Here is a 15506-nt window from a genome sequence, read left to right on the forward strand (position 1 = left end):
GACCATGGCGCGCAAGACTGCAGCTCAGACCAGCGCCGCAAACTGTCCGTTGAAGTAGATAAGGGGGTCTTCCTGACTCATCTGTCCGGCCACCTCAATGACCTCGCAGAGAAACATGTCGTGAGTACTGGCCGGAATCGCCTCCACTACCCGACACTCAAAACTGACCAGCGCATCGCCTAACACCGGTACCCGACTGATACCCAAAGCCCAGGCACCTTCGGCAAAACGCTCTTCACCACTGACCCCCTCCACCATCCCGGCAAAGCGTCGTGCGATCTGCTCCTGGTTGCTACCCAGGACATTCACACTGAGATGGCGCTGCTCGCTGATCACACCATGGGCATACACATTGCGGTTGACGCAGACCAACAGACGCGGCGGATCAGCAGTGATGGAACAGACTGCAGTGGCAGTCAGGCCAGCACGCTGCTGCTCATCACCACTGGCTATCACCACACAGTGCCCCGCCAGGTTCCGCATTGCCGTGCAGAAACGAGCCGTATCCACCGGAGCATGTGCGCGCCGGCTTTGCATGGTTGCTAACTGGGCATTCATTCGGCCACCCGCCCGGTCGAGAGAAACTCGACCATCACCTGATTGAACTCCTCGGGTGATTCATATTGCGGCCAGTGCCCAGCCAGTTTCTTCATCACATACAACTGGCCACGTGGCAGGCTCGGCAAAGCAGCTTCGGCAGCCGCCACGTCATGAATCGGGTTGTGACTGGTCCACAGCAACAGTGATTCGCACTGCACCTTTTCCAGCTCGATCATGTCCGGCTTGGCACCGTCCTGGTTGACCTTGCGCAGCCGTGCATAAACCAGAGGGGCGCTGGCCTGGAAATCCTCCCGCGAATAAATCGCCAGGCGTGAACCAACCAGCTCCTCGTTGAGCAAGTTCCAGTTGCCTTCGTACAAAAGCCACTGCATACGCGCCAGCACACTTTCGTAACTCGGCTGCTGACCGGCGCTTTTGGCCGACAGCTCACCCAGCGCGCGGAGATCCGCATAGCCCTTCTCGCTGACGATCGGGATGCCACCAGTAGTGTTGAATACCGCTCGCAGAATCCGCTCGGGATAGCGCACGGCAAAACCACCAGTTACCACGCCTCCCAAAGACTCGCCGGAGATGTGTGCACGCTCGATGTCCAGCACATCCATCAGTTCACGCAGTTGCTCGACGTAATCACTGATCGAATACTCAATATCGAGCTTCTTGGCCGACAGCCCATGCCCGACATAGTCAAAAGCAATCACATGAAAGTGCCGACCCAACGCCACTACATTCTTTGCATAGGCCTCCAGATGACCACCGATGCCATGCATCAGAATCAGCGTTTCGGCCTTGTCATGCCCTGCTTCGGCAATGCGCGTACGTCCATAGGTCGGCAGGTCGACATAGCGAACTTCAGCGCCGAGAAAATCCAGCCAGATACTCATACAGGTGCTCTCCTCGCTACAGGCTCAGGCCTGCGAAACCGGGTTGCGCTTATGGCCCCAATCGCTCATTTGGTGATAGGTCTTGACCTCCCAGTTGCCTTCGTCGATGACGATTCCGCCCCAGCCGAACTCGAAGTTGAAACCTGAAGGGGTCTGGGCATAGAAGGAAAACATCTTGTCGTTCGGGTGATGGCCCAACTCCAGAACGATTGGTACACCGGCAGCCACCGCGCGGTCATAGGCCAGACCGACATCATCGATGTCCTCAACCTGCACCATGAAGTGATTGAGCACCTTGGGCGACGGTGCCTGAGCAGTAGCAATCGAGTGGTGGCGACCGGTCTTGGTGTGGAAGAAAGTCGCCTCGACAGTCAGGCCCGGCTGGACCTCCTGGCGGATGTAATCGCTGACCCGAAACTTGAGCACATTCTTGTAGAACTCAACGGTTTCAGCCCCGTTATTACGATTGGCGAACGGCAGAATGTGCCCAACACCAAGCTCACCGGTAATAAATCGGCTTTTCAGCACGCTGGAGCGGAATTGATCTTTGAGCAAGGCGACGCCATGGCCGAAGAAGAACTCATGGTCAAAACCATTTGGGTCCTGGCATCTGTAGCCTTTCTCGATATGACGCCGCGCACATTGTTCAGCACTCAGCGCCTGCAACTCGATACCCTTGTCACCCAGCTCGGCAACATAGCTCTCAAGCTCCTGCTCACTGGTGAACTCCCAGCCAGCGGCGATGATGTCATCGGCATCGCTTTGCTCGAGAAAGAAGCGCTGACAGTATTCGTCCATACGCAGGGTCATGCTGGAGGCATCACGTCGTCCTACCTGCATGCCAAGAATGTCGGTGGCAAAAGTCTGCCACTTGTCGAGGTTGCTGACGCCGAAACCGACGTAGCCCAGAGAAGAAATCTCAGCCACTGCACTATCTCCGTTATTCTTGTTTTCAAGTCCGGTCATCCGGCCTCGGTGTAAACAGAACGCTTGCTGCGTTGTAAGGGAGTTAGAGCAACAGCTGTGCCAGCTTCATGAAACCCACTACATAGAAACAAAAAACTCTTTATATACAAACAGATAAAAAGAAGCCCAGAACCTCATGGAAGAAACACTTGAGACAGTAATAAAAAATGACTCTTAATACTTTTCTGAACTTTCATAATTTTCTACAACAAAATTCGCCACACTTTTCGTGATAACCGAAAAGTCTATTCAGCTATCATTGGTCGGGATGGCTCAAACAGACAGCCTTCCTCTTCTGTTAAGATGACGTCGCCCCCACACCGGTAGTAACACGACCAATCATTACAAATACAAAACTCATGGTAAGTACATGTCCGTATCGAACGACAACAAGAGCAGCAGCTCGCATTCACTCAAGGACGTGATCACTGACCTGCGTTTTCCAGACATGCAGGACCTGGCCGAGCATTTGTATTTCAACCCGGAAGAAGGCCTGATCTGGCTGGGAGAAAAACGCATGCTGATGCTGCATGCCGAAGCATTCGGCTCGCTGCGTCAGGAGCTGCTGGAAAGTCTTGGCGTTGAGCAGACCCGTGGCCTGCTTACCCGCATTGGCTACCTGAGCGGCACCCGGGATGCCGAGCTGGCCATCCGTACCCGGCAAACCGGTACTCAGCTCGATATTCTCGCCGCCGGCGCACAGATACGATCATTGTGCGGCCTGATCAAGGTTGAGCCAGTACGTATAGAAGTCGATCAGCATCAGGGTTATCTGTACGGAGAGTTCATCTGGAAGCAGTCGATCGAAAGCGATCAGCACCTGGCCATGAGCGGCCATAGCCACGACCCCGTATGCTGGATGGAAACCGGCTACAGCTCAGGGTTTCTAACCCAACTGATGGGCAAACGCATCTTGGTTCGCGAGGTGGAGTGCGTGGCACGGGGCGACGAGTCCTGTCGCGCAGTGGCGCGTCCGGTAGAAGCCTGGGAGGATGCCGATAACGACCTGCAATATTTCCAGCCACGCTCGTCTGTCAGACAGCACCCGCAACCTCCCAGCCGCAGCGAGTTTTCTGGCATGCAGCCCGGCAGAGCACCGTTTGGTCTGGCTTTCCAGCAGCAAGACGCCATAGAGCTGGATCGACCCGTCGGCAGTTCGGCAGCCTATCACGCGGTGCTGCACAAGATTCTCCGGGTAGCCTCTACCAATGCCACAGTTCTGTTGCTGGGCGAAAGCGGGGTCGGCAAGACCATGTTCGCCCATGAAGTACATGCAAATAGCCGACGTGCCGGCGCGCCTTTTATCGAGATCAACTGTGCGGCAATCCCAGACACCCTGATCGAGTCGGAGCTGTTCGGCGTTCAGCGTGGCGCCTACTCCGGCGCCACCGAAGCACGCCCAGGGCGCTTCGAGATCGCTGACGGCGGTACCATTTTTCTCGATGAAATCGGCACCCTTAGCATGACCGCCCAGGGCAAGCTGCTGCGGGTACTGCAAAGCGGTGAGCTGGAGCGTCTGGGTAGCACCAAGACCCTGAAAATCAACGTACGAGTCATCGCCGCGACCAACGAGGATCTGGCCGAAGCTGTAAAGCAGGGGCGTTTTCGCAGCGATCTGTTCTATCGGCTGAACGTTTTCCCGGTCACCATCGCTCCGCTGCGCGAACGCAAGGATGACCTCCCGCTGCTGCTTGAGCGTTTCATCAATCGGTTGTGTCAGCAACATGAGCGGCAACTAAGTGGCATCACCCCAAGAGCCCTGCAACGCATTCTTGACTACCCCTGGCCGGGCAATATCCGCGAGTTCGAGAACGTCATTGAGCGCGCAGTTATTCTCGCCGACGATGGTGAAACCCTGGACCTAAGGCATCTCTCTGGTATCGAGGAAGCCCAGCGCGAAACCCACAAGGGCACGGTAAGCTGGGATCAGGCTCCCGGGATCGGCATCCGCCTGCCCGAGCCCAAGGCCACAGCGGAGGATGGCAGCGTCCCACCCGTTAGCGGACCGCCATTGGATCAAACGGCCTTACGCCTTCTACAGCAGCAACCGCTCAATCTGAGTGACATCGAGGATGCCTTCGTCCGCGCGGCAATGCATCTGGCTGAGCAAAACATCACTCGCGCCGCCAGCCTGCTCGGGCTGACCCGCGCCCAAATGGACTACCGGCTTAAAAAGATGGCCAACCACAACGCTCCCGAGCCTTGAACCTCTCCAGTCTCTCAGTCGCTGGCGCGTAGATTCATACGTCTTGCAGCGAACAATGACGCCAGAAACAACAGCGAAATCAGCGCAAACAACACCCGATACGGCTGGTCGGGTGTTTGCGCCAGAGGTGCAACCACCCCCTGCGTCAGGCTGGCCAGCAGCGCACCAATCAGCGTAATACCCAACGCACCTCCAGCCTGCCGAGTCATGGTGGTGACTGCTGTCCCCCGACGCAACAGACTGTCCGGTACCGCCCGGGCCATGCTGGTATAGAGACCTGGGATGATCATGCCCAGGGCAAACCGACTGATCACAATCCCGGCAGCAATACTGCCAAGCCCGCCCGGCCAGGCCAACAGCAAGCTCGATACCGCAAAGCAGGACAGGCCAATCGAGACCACCAGGTGCGAAGAGAAACGATCCACCAGCCGCCCAGCCAGAGGAATACTTACGGCCAGCGCCACCCCACCGAGCAGCAACAGATTACCGGTAGTCACCGCCGACTCACCCAGGCCGTTTTGCAGCAGCAATGGAATCAGAAAGATTGAACCGTACATGCCAACACCATAGGCCAGCGTTACCAGCAACCCGCTGAAATATGCGGGATGACTCAATAGCGCCGGCTCGATCAACGGCTCTTCACGCACTTGCATCTGCCGCCAGAAAACTCGAACCAGACAAAGCCAGATCAAGGCCATCAGCATGGCCAAACCTGAGGAATGCTCCAGCAGCAACGGCCAGAGAAACACCATGGCAACCAGCATGGCGAGAAACCCCAGCCCGGCAAAGTCAAGCCGACTGGGTGTCGTCACTACTGCACGCTCCTGCGGACGGCGCCAGACAATCAGCCCCAGAGCCACCATGGCAGGCGGCACGCCCAGCCAGAAAGTATGACGCCAGTTGGCATGCTCAACGACAAAACCGGCCAGAGTCGGACCCAGTGCAGGTGCCATTACCACTCCCAGACTGAACATCGACAGGGTACGACCTTGACGGGCCGGGTTGGCCGATTCCAGCACCAGAAACAGCGACAAGGGCTGCATGATACCGGCACACAGTCCCTGTACGGCGCGCGCCGTCAGCATCGCGGCAAAGCTGTCGGACAGCCCGGCCAGTAGCGAAACCAGCAGATACAGCAGCAACAGTCTGGCGAACACCCGCCAGGCTCCAAAGCGGTCAGCCAGCCAGGATGCCAGCGGCGCGCAGACGACTGTCAGACCGAGAAAAACCGATGAAAAGGATTGCGCCAGGCGGTGACTGATTGCGAACTCGGCCATCATCGGCGCAATCGCCACATTGATAGTGGTCGCCGACATCACTACGGCGAAACTACCGATCACCAGGGCGGCAATGCTGGTTGCTGAGGCGTGCGTACTCACCCGGCTCTCCTGAAAGAAAAAACCCGGCCTCATGAGCGAAGACCGGGCAGCAAATCATTCTGGACCCAAGGGCTCAGCGATTTACTCAAAGGCCGTTTCAGATGTGGCCACGGAGCAAAAGCGGGCGATGCTGGCAAGCGAATTGGCATGTTCCTGCTCATTCGGGCCAGCGCAGCAGTCTTCCAGCACCACAACATCGTAATCACGGTCATGGGCATCGCGCACAGTAGCCTGGACCACCGCCTGGGTACTGACGCCGCTGCAATAGATACGCTCAATTCCTTCACGCTTGAGCAGCAGCTCAAGTTTGGTTTGGTAGAACGGCGACACCCGGTGTTTGACAATATCCCAGTCACCTGCCTGTGGTGCCAGCGCTTCATGCACCTGACCACCCCAGGCGTTCATTTTGAGAATGCCGTTTTTGGCAATAGGGCCAAACACCTGCGAGCTGGGATTAGCCTCGCGGTGATCGTCCGAGAACGCCACGCGCACATAGGCAACAGGAATACCCTTAGCCCGAGCACGGGAAATGGCGCTGGCGGTGCGCTGGATCACCTCGCGAGCCTGAATATCGGCCTGCATCGGAGCCTTGCCGCTGGCACCATCGGCGTGCACCAGGTCGTTCTGCATATCCAGAACCAGGTAAATACTCTTCATTGAAGTCGTCCTTATGGTTGGTGAACTCAGTCGCACCAGAGTGCGCCATTGACATCGAGAATCTCGCCACTGATGAAGCCGGAACGCTCATCGAGCAGAAAGTGGATTGCATGGGCAACCTCCTCCGGGGTACCCATGCGCCCCGCTGGGACCAGTGCCCGCAGGCTTTCGGGAAAGCTATCGGTCATCTGCGTGGCAATCGGACCAGGAGCTACCGCATTGACCCGAACTCCCTGGGGTGCCAGCTCCTTGGCCAGGAACCCGGTCAGGGTATGAATGGCTGACTTGGACATGCCATAGGCCACGTTACCAGCCCGATCCAGCTCATTCGGGTCCAGCCAGGGCCGGGCATTGCCGGCATTCTTGCCAACCACCGAGCCGATATTGACGATGGCACCGCGCCCACGTGCGGCCATACGCTGCCCCACCTGCTGACAGACAATCAGAGTCCCCAGGACATTGATGCGCCAGACCCGCTCGACCTCGGCCACCGGCAGGTCTATAGCCCGGCCCCGAGATACCACACCAGCTACATTGACCAGCGCGGTAATTTGCCCGTAGCGCTGTTCACCCTCACTGATCAGCCGGCTGACTGCCTGCTCGTCGGTAACATCCAGGCCACGAAATGACACTGCTGCGGGCAAAGACGAACCAGGCTGCATGTCGGTGGCCAAGACCTTGTAACCTTCGGCCAGCAAGCGCTCACAGGTGGCCTTGCCGATGGCGCCACAGGCGCCGGTCACCAACGCCAGCCCCTTGTCGGTGCTCATGCCGTCACCTGTGCAGCGGTCTGACCAGCACGGCGGCCAAAGACCAGACCACGCAGTACCGAGGTGCCGCCACAGTAGTTGCCGAAATACATCGCAGCAGTTTCGCCCGCGGCATACAGATTGGTAATCGGTGCGCCGTCGACGCTTACCACCCGGGCATGCTCATCGATCTTCAGGCCGCCAAAGGTAAAGACATTGGCCGAAATGATCGGGTAAGCCATGAACGGCCCCTGATCAACGGGTAGCGCCCAGTTGCTTTTTGCCGGGCTCAACCCCTGGGTCGCAAGACCGTCCAGCTCCAGCGGTTTCCAGGTGCCTGGGCGGCAAGCAGCGTTGTACTCGGCCATGGTTTGGTTGAACTGATCAACAGGCAGCTCCAGACGCTGAGCCAGTTCACCGAACGAGTTGCCTTCAATCGCTGGCTGATCGGTGCGAATGCCCAGCCGATAATTGGGAATATCCTTAACCTTCTGGTCCAGGATTACCCAAGCGATACCGTCGGTCTGGGCCAGAATCTTGCGTGTTACCCGCTCATACCAGGCATCCACCGTACCGGGTGCTTCATCGGTAAAGCGCTTACCTTCGCGGTTGACCAGCACGCCATAGGGAAAGATAAAGATCGATGGTTCGGAAATCCCAGAGCGAGGGTCTACCGGTTCAGCATGAAAGTTACCGAACTCGCCCGCCCCTGCTGCGCCGATATCCAGGGCCATCTGAATGCCTTCGCCGCGGTTGTAATACCCCCCCTTGCAGACCGGGCGCATGAAAGCAGCCTTGGGCCCCATGTAGCGGCTGAGCATTTCCAGGTTGCCTTCAAACCCGCCGCAGGCCAGAGTGACTGCGCCGTGAAAACGCAACTCGCCACGTTCGGCTGACCAGGCATGCAGACCACAGACCTGGTTCAAGCCACTGGTGATCAGTGCTCGGGCAGTAGTTTCATAGAAGAACTCAGCCCCCAGCGCTTCTGCTCGCGCAGCCAAACATTCGACGATGGCCTCACCACCACCGACCGGTAGCAGGCGCGGCTGGGTACTGGTCAGAAACTGGGTAGGCAGGAAATCAAAACGTACCCCCTGCTCTTTCAGCCAGTTGATGGTGTCAGGCACGCTGTCGGCAAAGGTGCCGATTACGTTAGCATCGATAGCAGCCAGGCTGCGTGCCTGGACCGACCAGTCCGAGCGCTCACGTAGGCTTTCAGCTACGAAATCCGGGTCCTGGTAAAAACCGGAATTTTCCGCGAGGAAGGCGTCGAAATCGTCAGTGACCTGGTCATGACTCTGCATCCGCAGGTAGGCTTCGGTCCAGCGCGTCTGACCACCGCGTTCCTCGGGTACCGAGCGCTCCAGAACGGCAACCTTGAGACCCTGCTCAGCCGCCGATACTGCTGCCGACAGACCTGCCGCACCGCAGCCCACTACTATCAGATCGAAATTCAGTTCAGTCATTTTTGTACCTCCCTCAGGTGGTTGGTACTATAGAAAGCCACCCTGAGGGGTTCGAGACTTGCTGAGCTAATGGGGTTTTAGAAAAACATGAAGAACCGAATGGACAAGCTCTGGGCCATGCAGGTCTTTACCCGCGTTGTTGAATGCGGCAGTTTCAGCCGCGCGGCAGAATCACTGGATATCGCCAATGCCACCGTCACAGCCAGCGTACGCAACCTGGAAACCTACCTGGGGGTCACGCTGCTCAGCCGCAACACCCGCACCTTGCGCCTGACCGATCCGGGCGAACGATTCTTTCGTCACTGTGTGGAACTGCTGCGTCAGGTCGAGGAAGCAGAAGCGGAAGTCATGGAGCAGACCGGCAACATTCAGGGACAGTTGCGGATTGAGTCGCCGGCCGCCTTCGGCAAGGATGTAATCGCCCCGCTGCTGGCCGACTTCTGTCGCCAGCACCCAGACCTGCAGGTTGCCCTGCGTCTGACCGACCACCCCGAAGGCCTGATTGAAAGCGGTACCGACGTAGCCATCCGGATCGACTCGGTCAATGACGCCGACCTGGTTGCCAGGCCGCTGTACCAGGCACATTACGTTGCCTGCGCCACCCCCTCATTTCTGGAGCTAGCCGGCACCCCGCAGCATCCGCGCGAATTGCGCGCCGCCCGCTGCCTGGGCCTGTTTCGCAAAGCCAGTTTCAGCCCGGCAGTCTGGTCGTTCAGCCTTGACGGTGAACACCATGAACTGTTGCCCGAAGGCCCGTTGCATTTCAACAGCACCGACGCCTTGATCAATGCCGCGCTGGCCGATCAGGGCTATATCTATGTACTTGACGTTTTTGTCAACCGACTGATTTCTGAGGGAAAACTGGTGGAGTTGCTGCCGCAGTGGAGCACCTACGGCCGCACTTTTTTCAGCGTAACGCCCAAGTCACGCTTCGTGGCGCCACGTACGCGGGCGTTCATCGACTACATGATGAGCAGCCTTGACGCCCAGCGCCGGGTGCCGGTGGGCGTACGTATTGGCCTGCAGCACGGCCGTCAGTGAACTCCAAAGTCTACGCGGGGAGTCGCTCCAGCAAAGCTGGCAACATTTGCTCCCAGTCCACCACAGCGCCGAGATTGGCAACCTTGAAAATGTCCGCTGCCGGGTCGCTGTTGATCGCCACGATGCGACTGTCATGGCTGATCCCGGCCAGGTGCTGTGGAGTACCGGAAATCCCTACCGCCAGATAGACATCGGGGCTGACGAACTTGCCGGAGACTCCGACCTGACGCATCACCGGCAGCATACCGGCATCCACCGCCGGCAGGCTGCCGCCTAGACTGCCACCGAGTTTCATCGCCAGTTGTTCCAACAACGCAAACCCAGCCTCATTGACGCCGCGACCACCGGAAACCACGATACGAGCGCTTTCGACCGGCGGCAGGGTCTGCCCGCTGCTGCTCTGCTCGATCTCGAACATGGCCGGCAGTGATTTGCCCAGTTCGATAATTAGAGGCTCAAGCACATTAGCGTGCGCCGGCTGCTGTTGCAGTTTGCCGGCTCGCAGGCAAGCCACCGCCAGACTGGTCTCAATCTGGAGACGCAACGTCAGCCGCCCACCCCAGCAAGCGCGCTCAAACTCAAGACCGTCAGCCTTCCAGTCCAGTCGCGCACAGCGCCCAAGCCAGGTTGCGGAAAGACACGCGGCCAGACGAGCCCCCAGCTCTTCCCCTTCACTGCCCGGCGGCAGCAGCAACAGTTGCTGACCGGACTGATCCAGTGCCTGTGCGGCGGCTTCGGCCAGTGCCTGGAGATTCTCACCATCGCTCAAGGCAGCATGTACGGCATAAACCAGCTCAACCGCACCAGCAGCCCCCGCCATATCTGTCAGCCAGGCAGCAGGAGCGGGGCCAAGCGCCAGTACCGCACACGCCAGAGACTGTTGATGCGCCACTTGCCGGGCTGCAGCCAGCGCCTGTTCGGCAGCCTCCTGACCCCAGGCCAGCGGGATCACCGCTATAATTCGTTGCTGCATCGTCATGCCGGCACCTCCCCGCTGTCACGTACATAAGCCAAAATGGCGTCGGCCTGGCTGCCAACATCGCCCGCCAGCATGCGACACTGGCCGCCACGCTGAACATCCCGAGCCACCTCCAGTGCTTTCAATCGTAATGGGCTACCGTCAGCTGCTGCAGTCACAGCATCGAAACCGAGTTTTTTCGCCATCATCACGTTTTTCATCAAGGGGTGGCGCAGCTTGTTGCGCCGATCATTGGTCACCGTCGCCAACACCGGACCCGGCGGGCGATACCACTGCTGGCGTATGCCACGTTCGCGCAAAAGACACAGTTGACCATCCTGCCACTGCGCATACTGGGTCAGCGCGAACAGCGGCAAACTCAAAGCAGAAGCCAGCATCACCGGCAAGCCGCCTTCATCCAGATCGCCGAACTCGCGCCCGATCAGCAATAGATCCGGTTGCAAAGCCTCACTACGGATCAGCCCGGCAATCTGGTGACTACTCAGCTGTGCATCCCACAAACAGCAGGGTTGCAGATCGAGACGGCGCAGCCGGTCCGGCTTGAATGCCGCCACACTGCGCAACAGGTTGTCGCTGTTGCTGCCACCCAGCACCAGCACCTCCAGGCGGTAGTCGCTGTGCTTGTCACGCAGCTTCAACGCCAACTCCAGCGCGCCCTCATCGAACGGACTGAGAATCCGCCGTGACTGCGCACTTTCATCGATCTGCCCGTCAGCGCCAATCGCAATGGGGTGCAACGGATAGCGATTGTCAGCGACACCGGCCAGCAGCACCAGAATGTTCATCACAGCCTCCCCCGCTTCAACCTGAAATTACCGTGGCCGCAGCCAAGCGCCCGAAAATTGCCGCCTTGCCCAGCGCTGATCCGGTCATGTAGGCCGCACCATGCAGTCCGCCGACCATTTCACCTGCAGCCAGCAGCCCATCGATAGGCTCGCCGAAAACGTCATGCACCCGCATCTGCGGATCAACACGCACGCCACAGTAGGTGCCGAATACGGCTGCGGTAGAGGGATAGGCATAAAATGGTGGATGACTGAGAGGGCGCAACTCGCCGTGCATATGCACCAGATGCCGGCGGCCAAAGGCCGGTGCCTGGCCCTGGATCACGGCCTGGTTATAGGCCTGCACTTCAGCAAGAAAGTCTTCTACCGGCAGCTCCAGCATCTGCGCCAGTTCTTCCAGGCTATCGGCTTCGACAAACAACCCTTCCTCCAGCCGGCGCTGAAAATCGAGAATCCGTACCCGGTTGTCACCGTCGGCCATGATCTCGCGATCTAGAATCTGGTAGGTCACACCATAGGACTGCTGCATGCAGGCATCGCCGAGCAGCTTGTAGGACAGCGACTCGTCAACATAGCGCCGACCTTCCTGATTCACCGCAATGGCGCCCTTGTAAACCGCCAGACAGGCGTGGTGGTTGTGTTCGTCCATCGGGTGTTTGCCATAGGTACCCTTGATATGCACCATATCCCGCACATCGGCGCCCAGGGCCCAGGCCATGCGCAGCCCGTCACCCTCATTGCCCTCACCACCGATAAACACTGCATTGTCATACAGCGGGGAGAAGCGATGGATCATCTCGCGGTCATGCACAAAGCCGCCGCTGGCCAGAATCACCCCGCGCGACGCCCGAACCTCCAGCGGACTCCCGGCCTGCTCGGCAGCTACTCCGGTAACCCGCCCGCTGACATCGCGTTGCAACCGACGGGCTCGCGTATCGCGCAGCAGTTCAACCTTGCCGGTCGCCAAGGCGGCCCGTTCCAATTGGCGTATCATGTCGGCAGGATCAACATTGTGTACTCTGGGCACCGACTGCCCTGAGGCGGTTTCAATGACAGGCAGGAAACTGACACCGTGGTGCTTAAGCCACTCATAGGTTGCCAGTTGCTGGTCGACGTAGGCCTTGACCAATGCCTCGTCACATTCACCCTTGCCCACCTCGATCAGATCCCGATACAGCAGTTCAGAGGAATCCTCGATACCGCGTTCCTGCTGCAGATCAGTACCAGCGAAGGCCAGACAACCTCCGCTCATGGCTGAGGAGCCTCCTGTCGCCGAGGTCTTTTCCAGTATCAACACCTGAATTCCCGCTTCAGCCGCCGTCAACGCGGCAGTAAAACCAGCCAGCCCCCCACCGATCACCAAGAGTTCAGTCTCAAGACGGTTGCTCATGCCGTGCGCTCCTCGGTGGTTTCGAGCAGACGTTCGCCCAGCCCGTAAAAATCAAAAATCTCTCTGACTCGTAGTGGGTCTGGGCGGGCCGAAAAATAGTTGCGATTGCAGCTGCGGGTGCCGTTGGCCCGCTGCAGGTCGACCATCGCCTCGGCCTGCTTGATCCAGGCACCAAGCGAATCGAGCACCGGTACGCCGTCCACCTCACTGATACCGTGAGTAGCCAGCAGCACATTCAGCGGTGCCTCACCGGGAATGATCACTTCGGCGCCAGCGGTAATCAGTGCCCGTGCCGCACTGCGGAACTGCTCGATCAAAGGCTCAGGATCGCTGAAGGCCGCCAACACATCGGCGAAGCGGAAGCCAACGTGACGCACACCGGCCAGTCGCCCACCCAGCCCATGCCGAGCCGCGTTGTCGCTGACCAATTCAGCCAGTTCGTCGATGAACACCAGTACGCCAAAACGCCGGCCAAGCATGCAGGCAGTCAGCATGGCCGACTCACCGTAACCAACCACCGGGATGTTAAGCAGGCTACGGATTTCCCGCAGCGCCGGCTCCGGCAGGGTGCTGATCGCATAGGCGTCGTAACCCTGAGCTTCGGCATTGATACCGTTGGCCATGAACTGCAAGCCATGCAGGTACTGGAGAGCGCCGTACTTGATATCGTCGCCCGGATAATTGCTGCGGTAGGTGCCAGGCTGCATACCGTGCATATCGATCACGGTATCGGGGCGGGCCACTTTGCGGAAGTGAGCCCGCAACGCAGCGTCATAGGCGCCCAAGTCGCTGAGAACGGTAAAACTCTGATGCCAGATGCGAATGCTCATGGTCAGTCCCTGGTTGGCTGATTGTCGATGGACAGAGTGTCGGTGACGCTGTATTGCGCAGCATCGGCGCCGGCCAGACGGCCCAGCACCGACCCCGAGGTGAGCCCGGCACCACCGGCGTATTTGACGTAGTAAAGGTTGCCGACCAGCTCGCCGGCGGCATACAGCCCTTCGATCGGCTGACCCTGTTCGTCCTGAACCCGCGCCTGGCTGTCGACCTGCAGGCCGCCAAAGGTAAAGGTGATGCCACAAGTAACGGCATAGGCAACGAACGGCGGTTTGCTCAGCGGGTTGGCCCAGTTCGACTTCGGCAGACTCAAACCCTGAGTACAACGGCCATCACGTACCGCCGGGTTGAAGGGGATATCGGTACGCACCGCTGCGTTATAGTCGGTCAGGGTCTGCAGCAATGCTGCTGCATTTATGCCTTCGAGCCTGGCCGCCAGCGCTTCAAGGCTGTCGGCCTCGATACGGGTGGCCTGACGCACCCGGTACTCATCCGGCAGCAGGTGCTCGCTGTGCTGATCGAAGATCTGCCAGGCAACACCTCCGGGTTGGCGCAACACCTTCTCACCCATGCCGGAGTAGGTGTAATTGCGAAAATCCTCGCCCTCGTCGATAAAGCGCCGGCCATCGGCATTCACCACCACACCGAGGTGGAAATAGTTCTTCTGCATGTTGAGCAGGTTGATGTCACCCTGCGCCGGGGCGTTGAGGTCGTAGAACACGGCGTGGCAACCGGACCAGTTACCATGAGCCGCCGCACCGACATCCAGCGCCATCTGGATACCATCGCCGGTATTGAAACGTGAGCCACGCACCTTGGCCAGATCCCAGCCCGGCCCCAGGTACTGGGCACGCCAGCGCAGATTGGCGTGAAAACCGCCGGTGGCAACAATAACCGCAGGTGCGGCATACACCTCACCACGGTCGGTCAGCACCTGCCAGCGCCCGTCGCCACAGCGGTTCAGCCGCTTGCCGCGGGTATCATAGACAAGCTCAACTCCCTCCTGCACAGCCCGGCGAGTCAGAGCATCAACCAGTCCCAGGCCACCGCCGGACACCTCGACCGTCAGGCCGCCCCAAAATTTGTACTTACCGTCGACCTTGAACGCCTGGCGGCCATAGATCGGCATGAAGCGCACGCCCTTGCCGGTCATCCAGCACAGGGTATCCAGACTACGGGTAACCACGGTATCCAGCACTTCGGGGTCAGCCCGATACTGACTCATCGCGGCCAGCTCACCAAAGAAATCGTCCTCGCTGTAACTGCCGAAGTCACTGTTGTCCAGCTCACTGTCGAGCAGGTCGGGCATCAGCAGTTTGAGGTCGTTAGCACCCTGATAGGCAACCCGAAAAGCACCGCCAGTATGAGCCGAGTTGCCGCCTTTGAGCGCTTCGGGGGCACGCTCAAGCAGCGCCACTCTCGCCCCCTGCTCACGTGCAGACAGGGCTGCGCAGAGGCCGGCATTGCCGCCGCCGAGAACGATAACGTCGAATGAATGCATGCTGCTCTCCGTCTGTTGCGGTGATGCTGTCATCACCTGACATGGCGGCATTATCCAAGCGTGAAACCGGTAGTAGGAGGCACCAAGACCGAAGGGGTTTTTCGGATT

Annotated in this window: 13 protein-coding genes and 1 pseudogene; 2 read left to right on the forward strand and 12 right to left on the reverse strand. The window is 58.9% G+C overall.

Annotated features, from left to right (window positions below):
- Positions 1 to 24: 24 nt before the first annotated feature.
- Genes BVH74_RS16385 through BVH74_RS16395 form a run of 3 tightly spaced genes read right to left on the reverse strand, consistent with a single transcriptional unit; the run spans position 25 to position 2369 of the window.
- Positions 25 to 558 (reverse strand): flavin reductase family protein, encoded by a 534-nt coding sequence (locus tag BVH74_RS16385; RefSeq protein WP_080051140.1) that lies wholly within the window; start codon positions 556 to 558, stop codon positions 25 to 27.
- The gene (locus BVH74_RS16390) at positions 555 to 1442 is read right to left on the reverse strand and encodes an alpha/beta fold hydrolase (RefSeq protein WP_080051141.1); all 888 of its coding nucleotides are present in this window, start codon (positions 1440 to 1442) and stop codon (positions 555 to 557) included. Before BVH74_RS16390 ends, BVH74_RS16385 begins: the two co-directional genes overlap by 4 nt.
- A 24-nt stretch (positions 1443 to 1466) precedes the next feature.
- The gene (locus tag BVH74_RS16395) at positions 1467 to 2369 is read right to left on the reverse strand and encodes a VOC family protein (protein WP_080051142.1); all 903 of its coding nucleotides are present in this window, start codon (positions 2367 to 2369) and stop codon (positions 1467 to 1469) included.
- Positions 2370 to 2778: 409 nt separating this feature from the next.
- On the opposite strand from BVH74_RS16395, the gene BVH74_RS16400 reads away from it, so the two are divergent.
- A complete protein-coding gene (locus tag BVH74_RS16400; RefSeq protein WP_080051143.1) occupies positions 2779 to 4614 on the forward strand; it encodes a sigma-54-dependent Fis family transcriptional regulator in 1836 nt (611 codons plus the stop codon).
- A gap of 14 nt (positions 4615 to 4628) precedes the next feature.
- Here BVH74_RS16400 and BVH74_RS16405 read toward each other — a convergent pair whose 3' ends face one another.
- The 4 genes from BVH74_RS16405 to BVH74_RS16420 all read right to left on the reverse strand — a co-directional run bounded on the left by BVH74_RS16405 (position 4629) and on the right by BVH74_RS16420 (position 8865).
- Entirely contained in the window at positions 4629 to 5993 is a 1365-nt protein-coding gene (locus BVH74_RS16405; protein ID WP_177344546.1) for an MFS transporter, read from the reverse strand.
- Between the two features lie 81 nt (positions 5994 to 6074).
- Positions 6075 to 6650, reverse strand: coding sequence for a cysteine hydrolase family protein (locus BVH74_RS16410; RefSeq protein ID WP_080051145.1), 576 nt, complete (start codon positions 6648 to 6650; stop codon positions 6075 to 6077).
- 26 nt (positions 6651 to 6676) lie between these two features.
- Positions 6677 to 7420, reverse strand: a complete 744-nt coding sequence (locus BVH74_RS16415; RefSeq protein WP_231705532.1) for an SDR family NAD(P)-dependent oxidoreductase — start codon at positions 7418 to 7420, stop codon at positions 6677 to 6679.
- Positions 7417 to 8865, reverse strand: coding sequence for an FAD-dependent oxidoreductase (locus tag BVH74_RS16420; RefSeq protein ID WP_080051146.1), 1449 nt, complete (start codon positions 8863 to 8865; stop codon positions 7417 to 7419). Before BVH74_RS16420 ends, BVH74_RS16415 begins: the two co-directional genes overlap by 4 nt.
- 99 nt (positions 8866 to 8964) lie before the next feature.
- Between BVH74_RS16420 and BVH74_RS16425 the strand changes: the two genes are divergently transcribed.
- Positions 8965 to 9906, forward strand: coding sequence for a LysR family transcriptional regulator (locus BVH74_RS16425; protein ID WP_080051147.1), 942 nt, complete (start codon positions 8965 to 8967; stop codon positions 9904 to 9906).
- A gap of 151 nt (positions 9907 to 10057) precedes the next feature.
- Here the strand turns inward: BVH74_RS16425 and BVH74_RS16430 are convergent.
- The 5 genes and pseudogenes from BVH74_RS16430 to tcuA all read right to left on the reverse strand — a co-directional run.
- Positions 10058 to 10885: pseudogene (locus tag BVH74_RS16430) on the reverse strand (electron transfer flavoprotein subunit alpha/FixB family protein); the annotation flags it as partial.
- Positions 10882 to 11670, reverse strand: a complete 789-nt coding sequence (locus BVH74_RS16435) for an electron transfer flavoprotein subunit beta/FixA family protein (protein WP_080051148.1) — start codon at positions 11668 to 11670, stop codon at positions 10882 to 10884. The pseudogene BVH74_RS16430 and the gene BVH74_RS16435, both read right to left, overlap by 4 nt.
- Positions 11671 to 11686: 16 nt before the next feature.
- On the reverse strand, positions 11687 to 13060 hold the full coding sequence (locus BVH74_RS16440; RefSeq protein ID WP_080051149.1) for an FAD-dependent oxidoreductase: 1374 nt from the start codon (positions 13058 to 13060) through the stop codon (positions 11687 to 11689).
- Entirely contained in the window at positions 13057 to 13890 is an 834-nt protein-coding gene (locus BVH74_RS16445) for an aspartate/glutamate racemase family protein (RefSeq protein WP_080051150.1), read from the reverse strand. The genes BVH74_RS16440 and BVH74_RS16445 overlap by 4 nt, the downstream gene beginning before the upstream one ends.
- Before the next feature lie 2 nt (positions 13891 to 13892).
- The gene (gene tcuA / locus BVH74_RS16450) at positions 13893 to 15398 is read right to left on the reverse strand and encodes an FAD-dependent tricarballylate dehydrogenase TcuA (protein ID WP_080051151.1); all 1506 of its coding nucleotides are present in this window, start codon (positions 15396 to 15398) and stop codon (positions 13893 to 13895) included.
- Between the last annotated feature and the right edge of the window lie 108 nt (positions 15399 to 15506).

Origin of the sequence: Halopseudomonas phragmitis (genome assembly GCF_002056295.1) — a bacterium.
Classification (GTDB): domain Bacteria; phylum Pseudomonadota; class Gammaproteobacteria; order Pseudomonadales; family Pseudomonadaceae; genus Halopseudomonas; species Halopseudomonas phragmitis.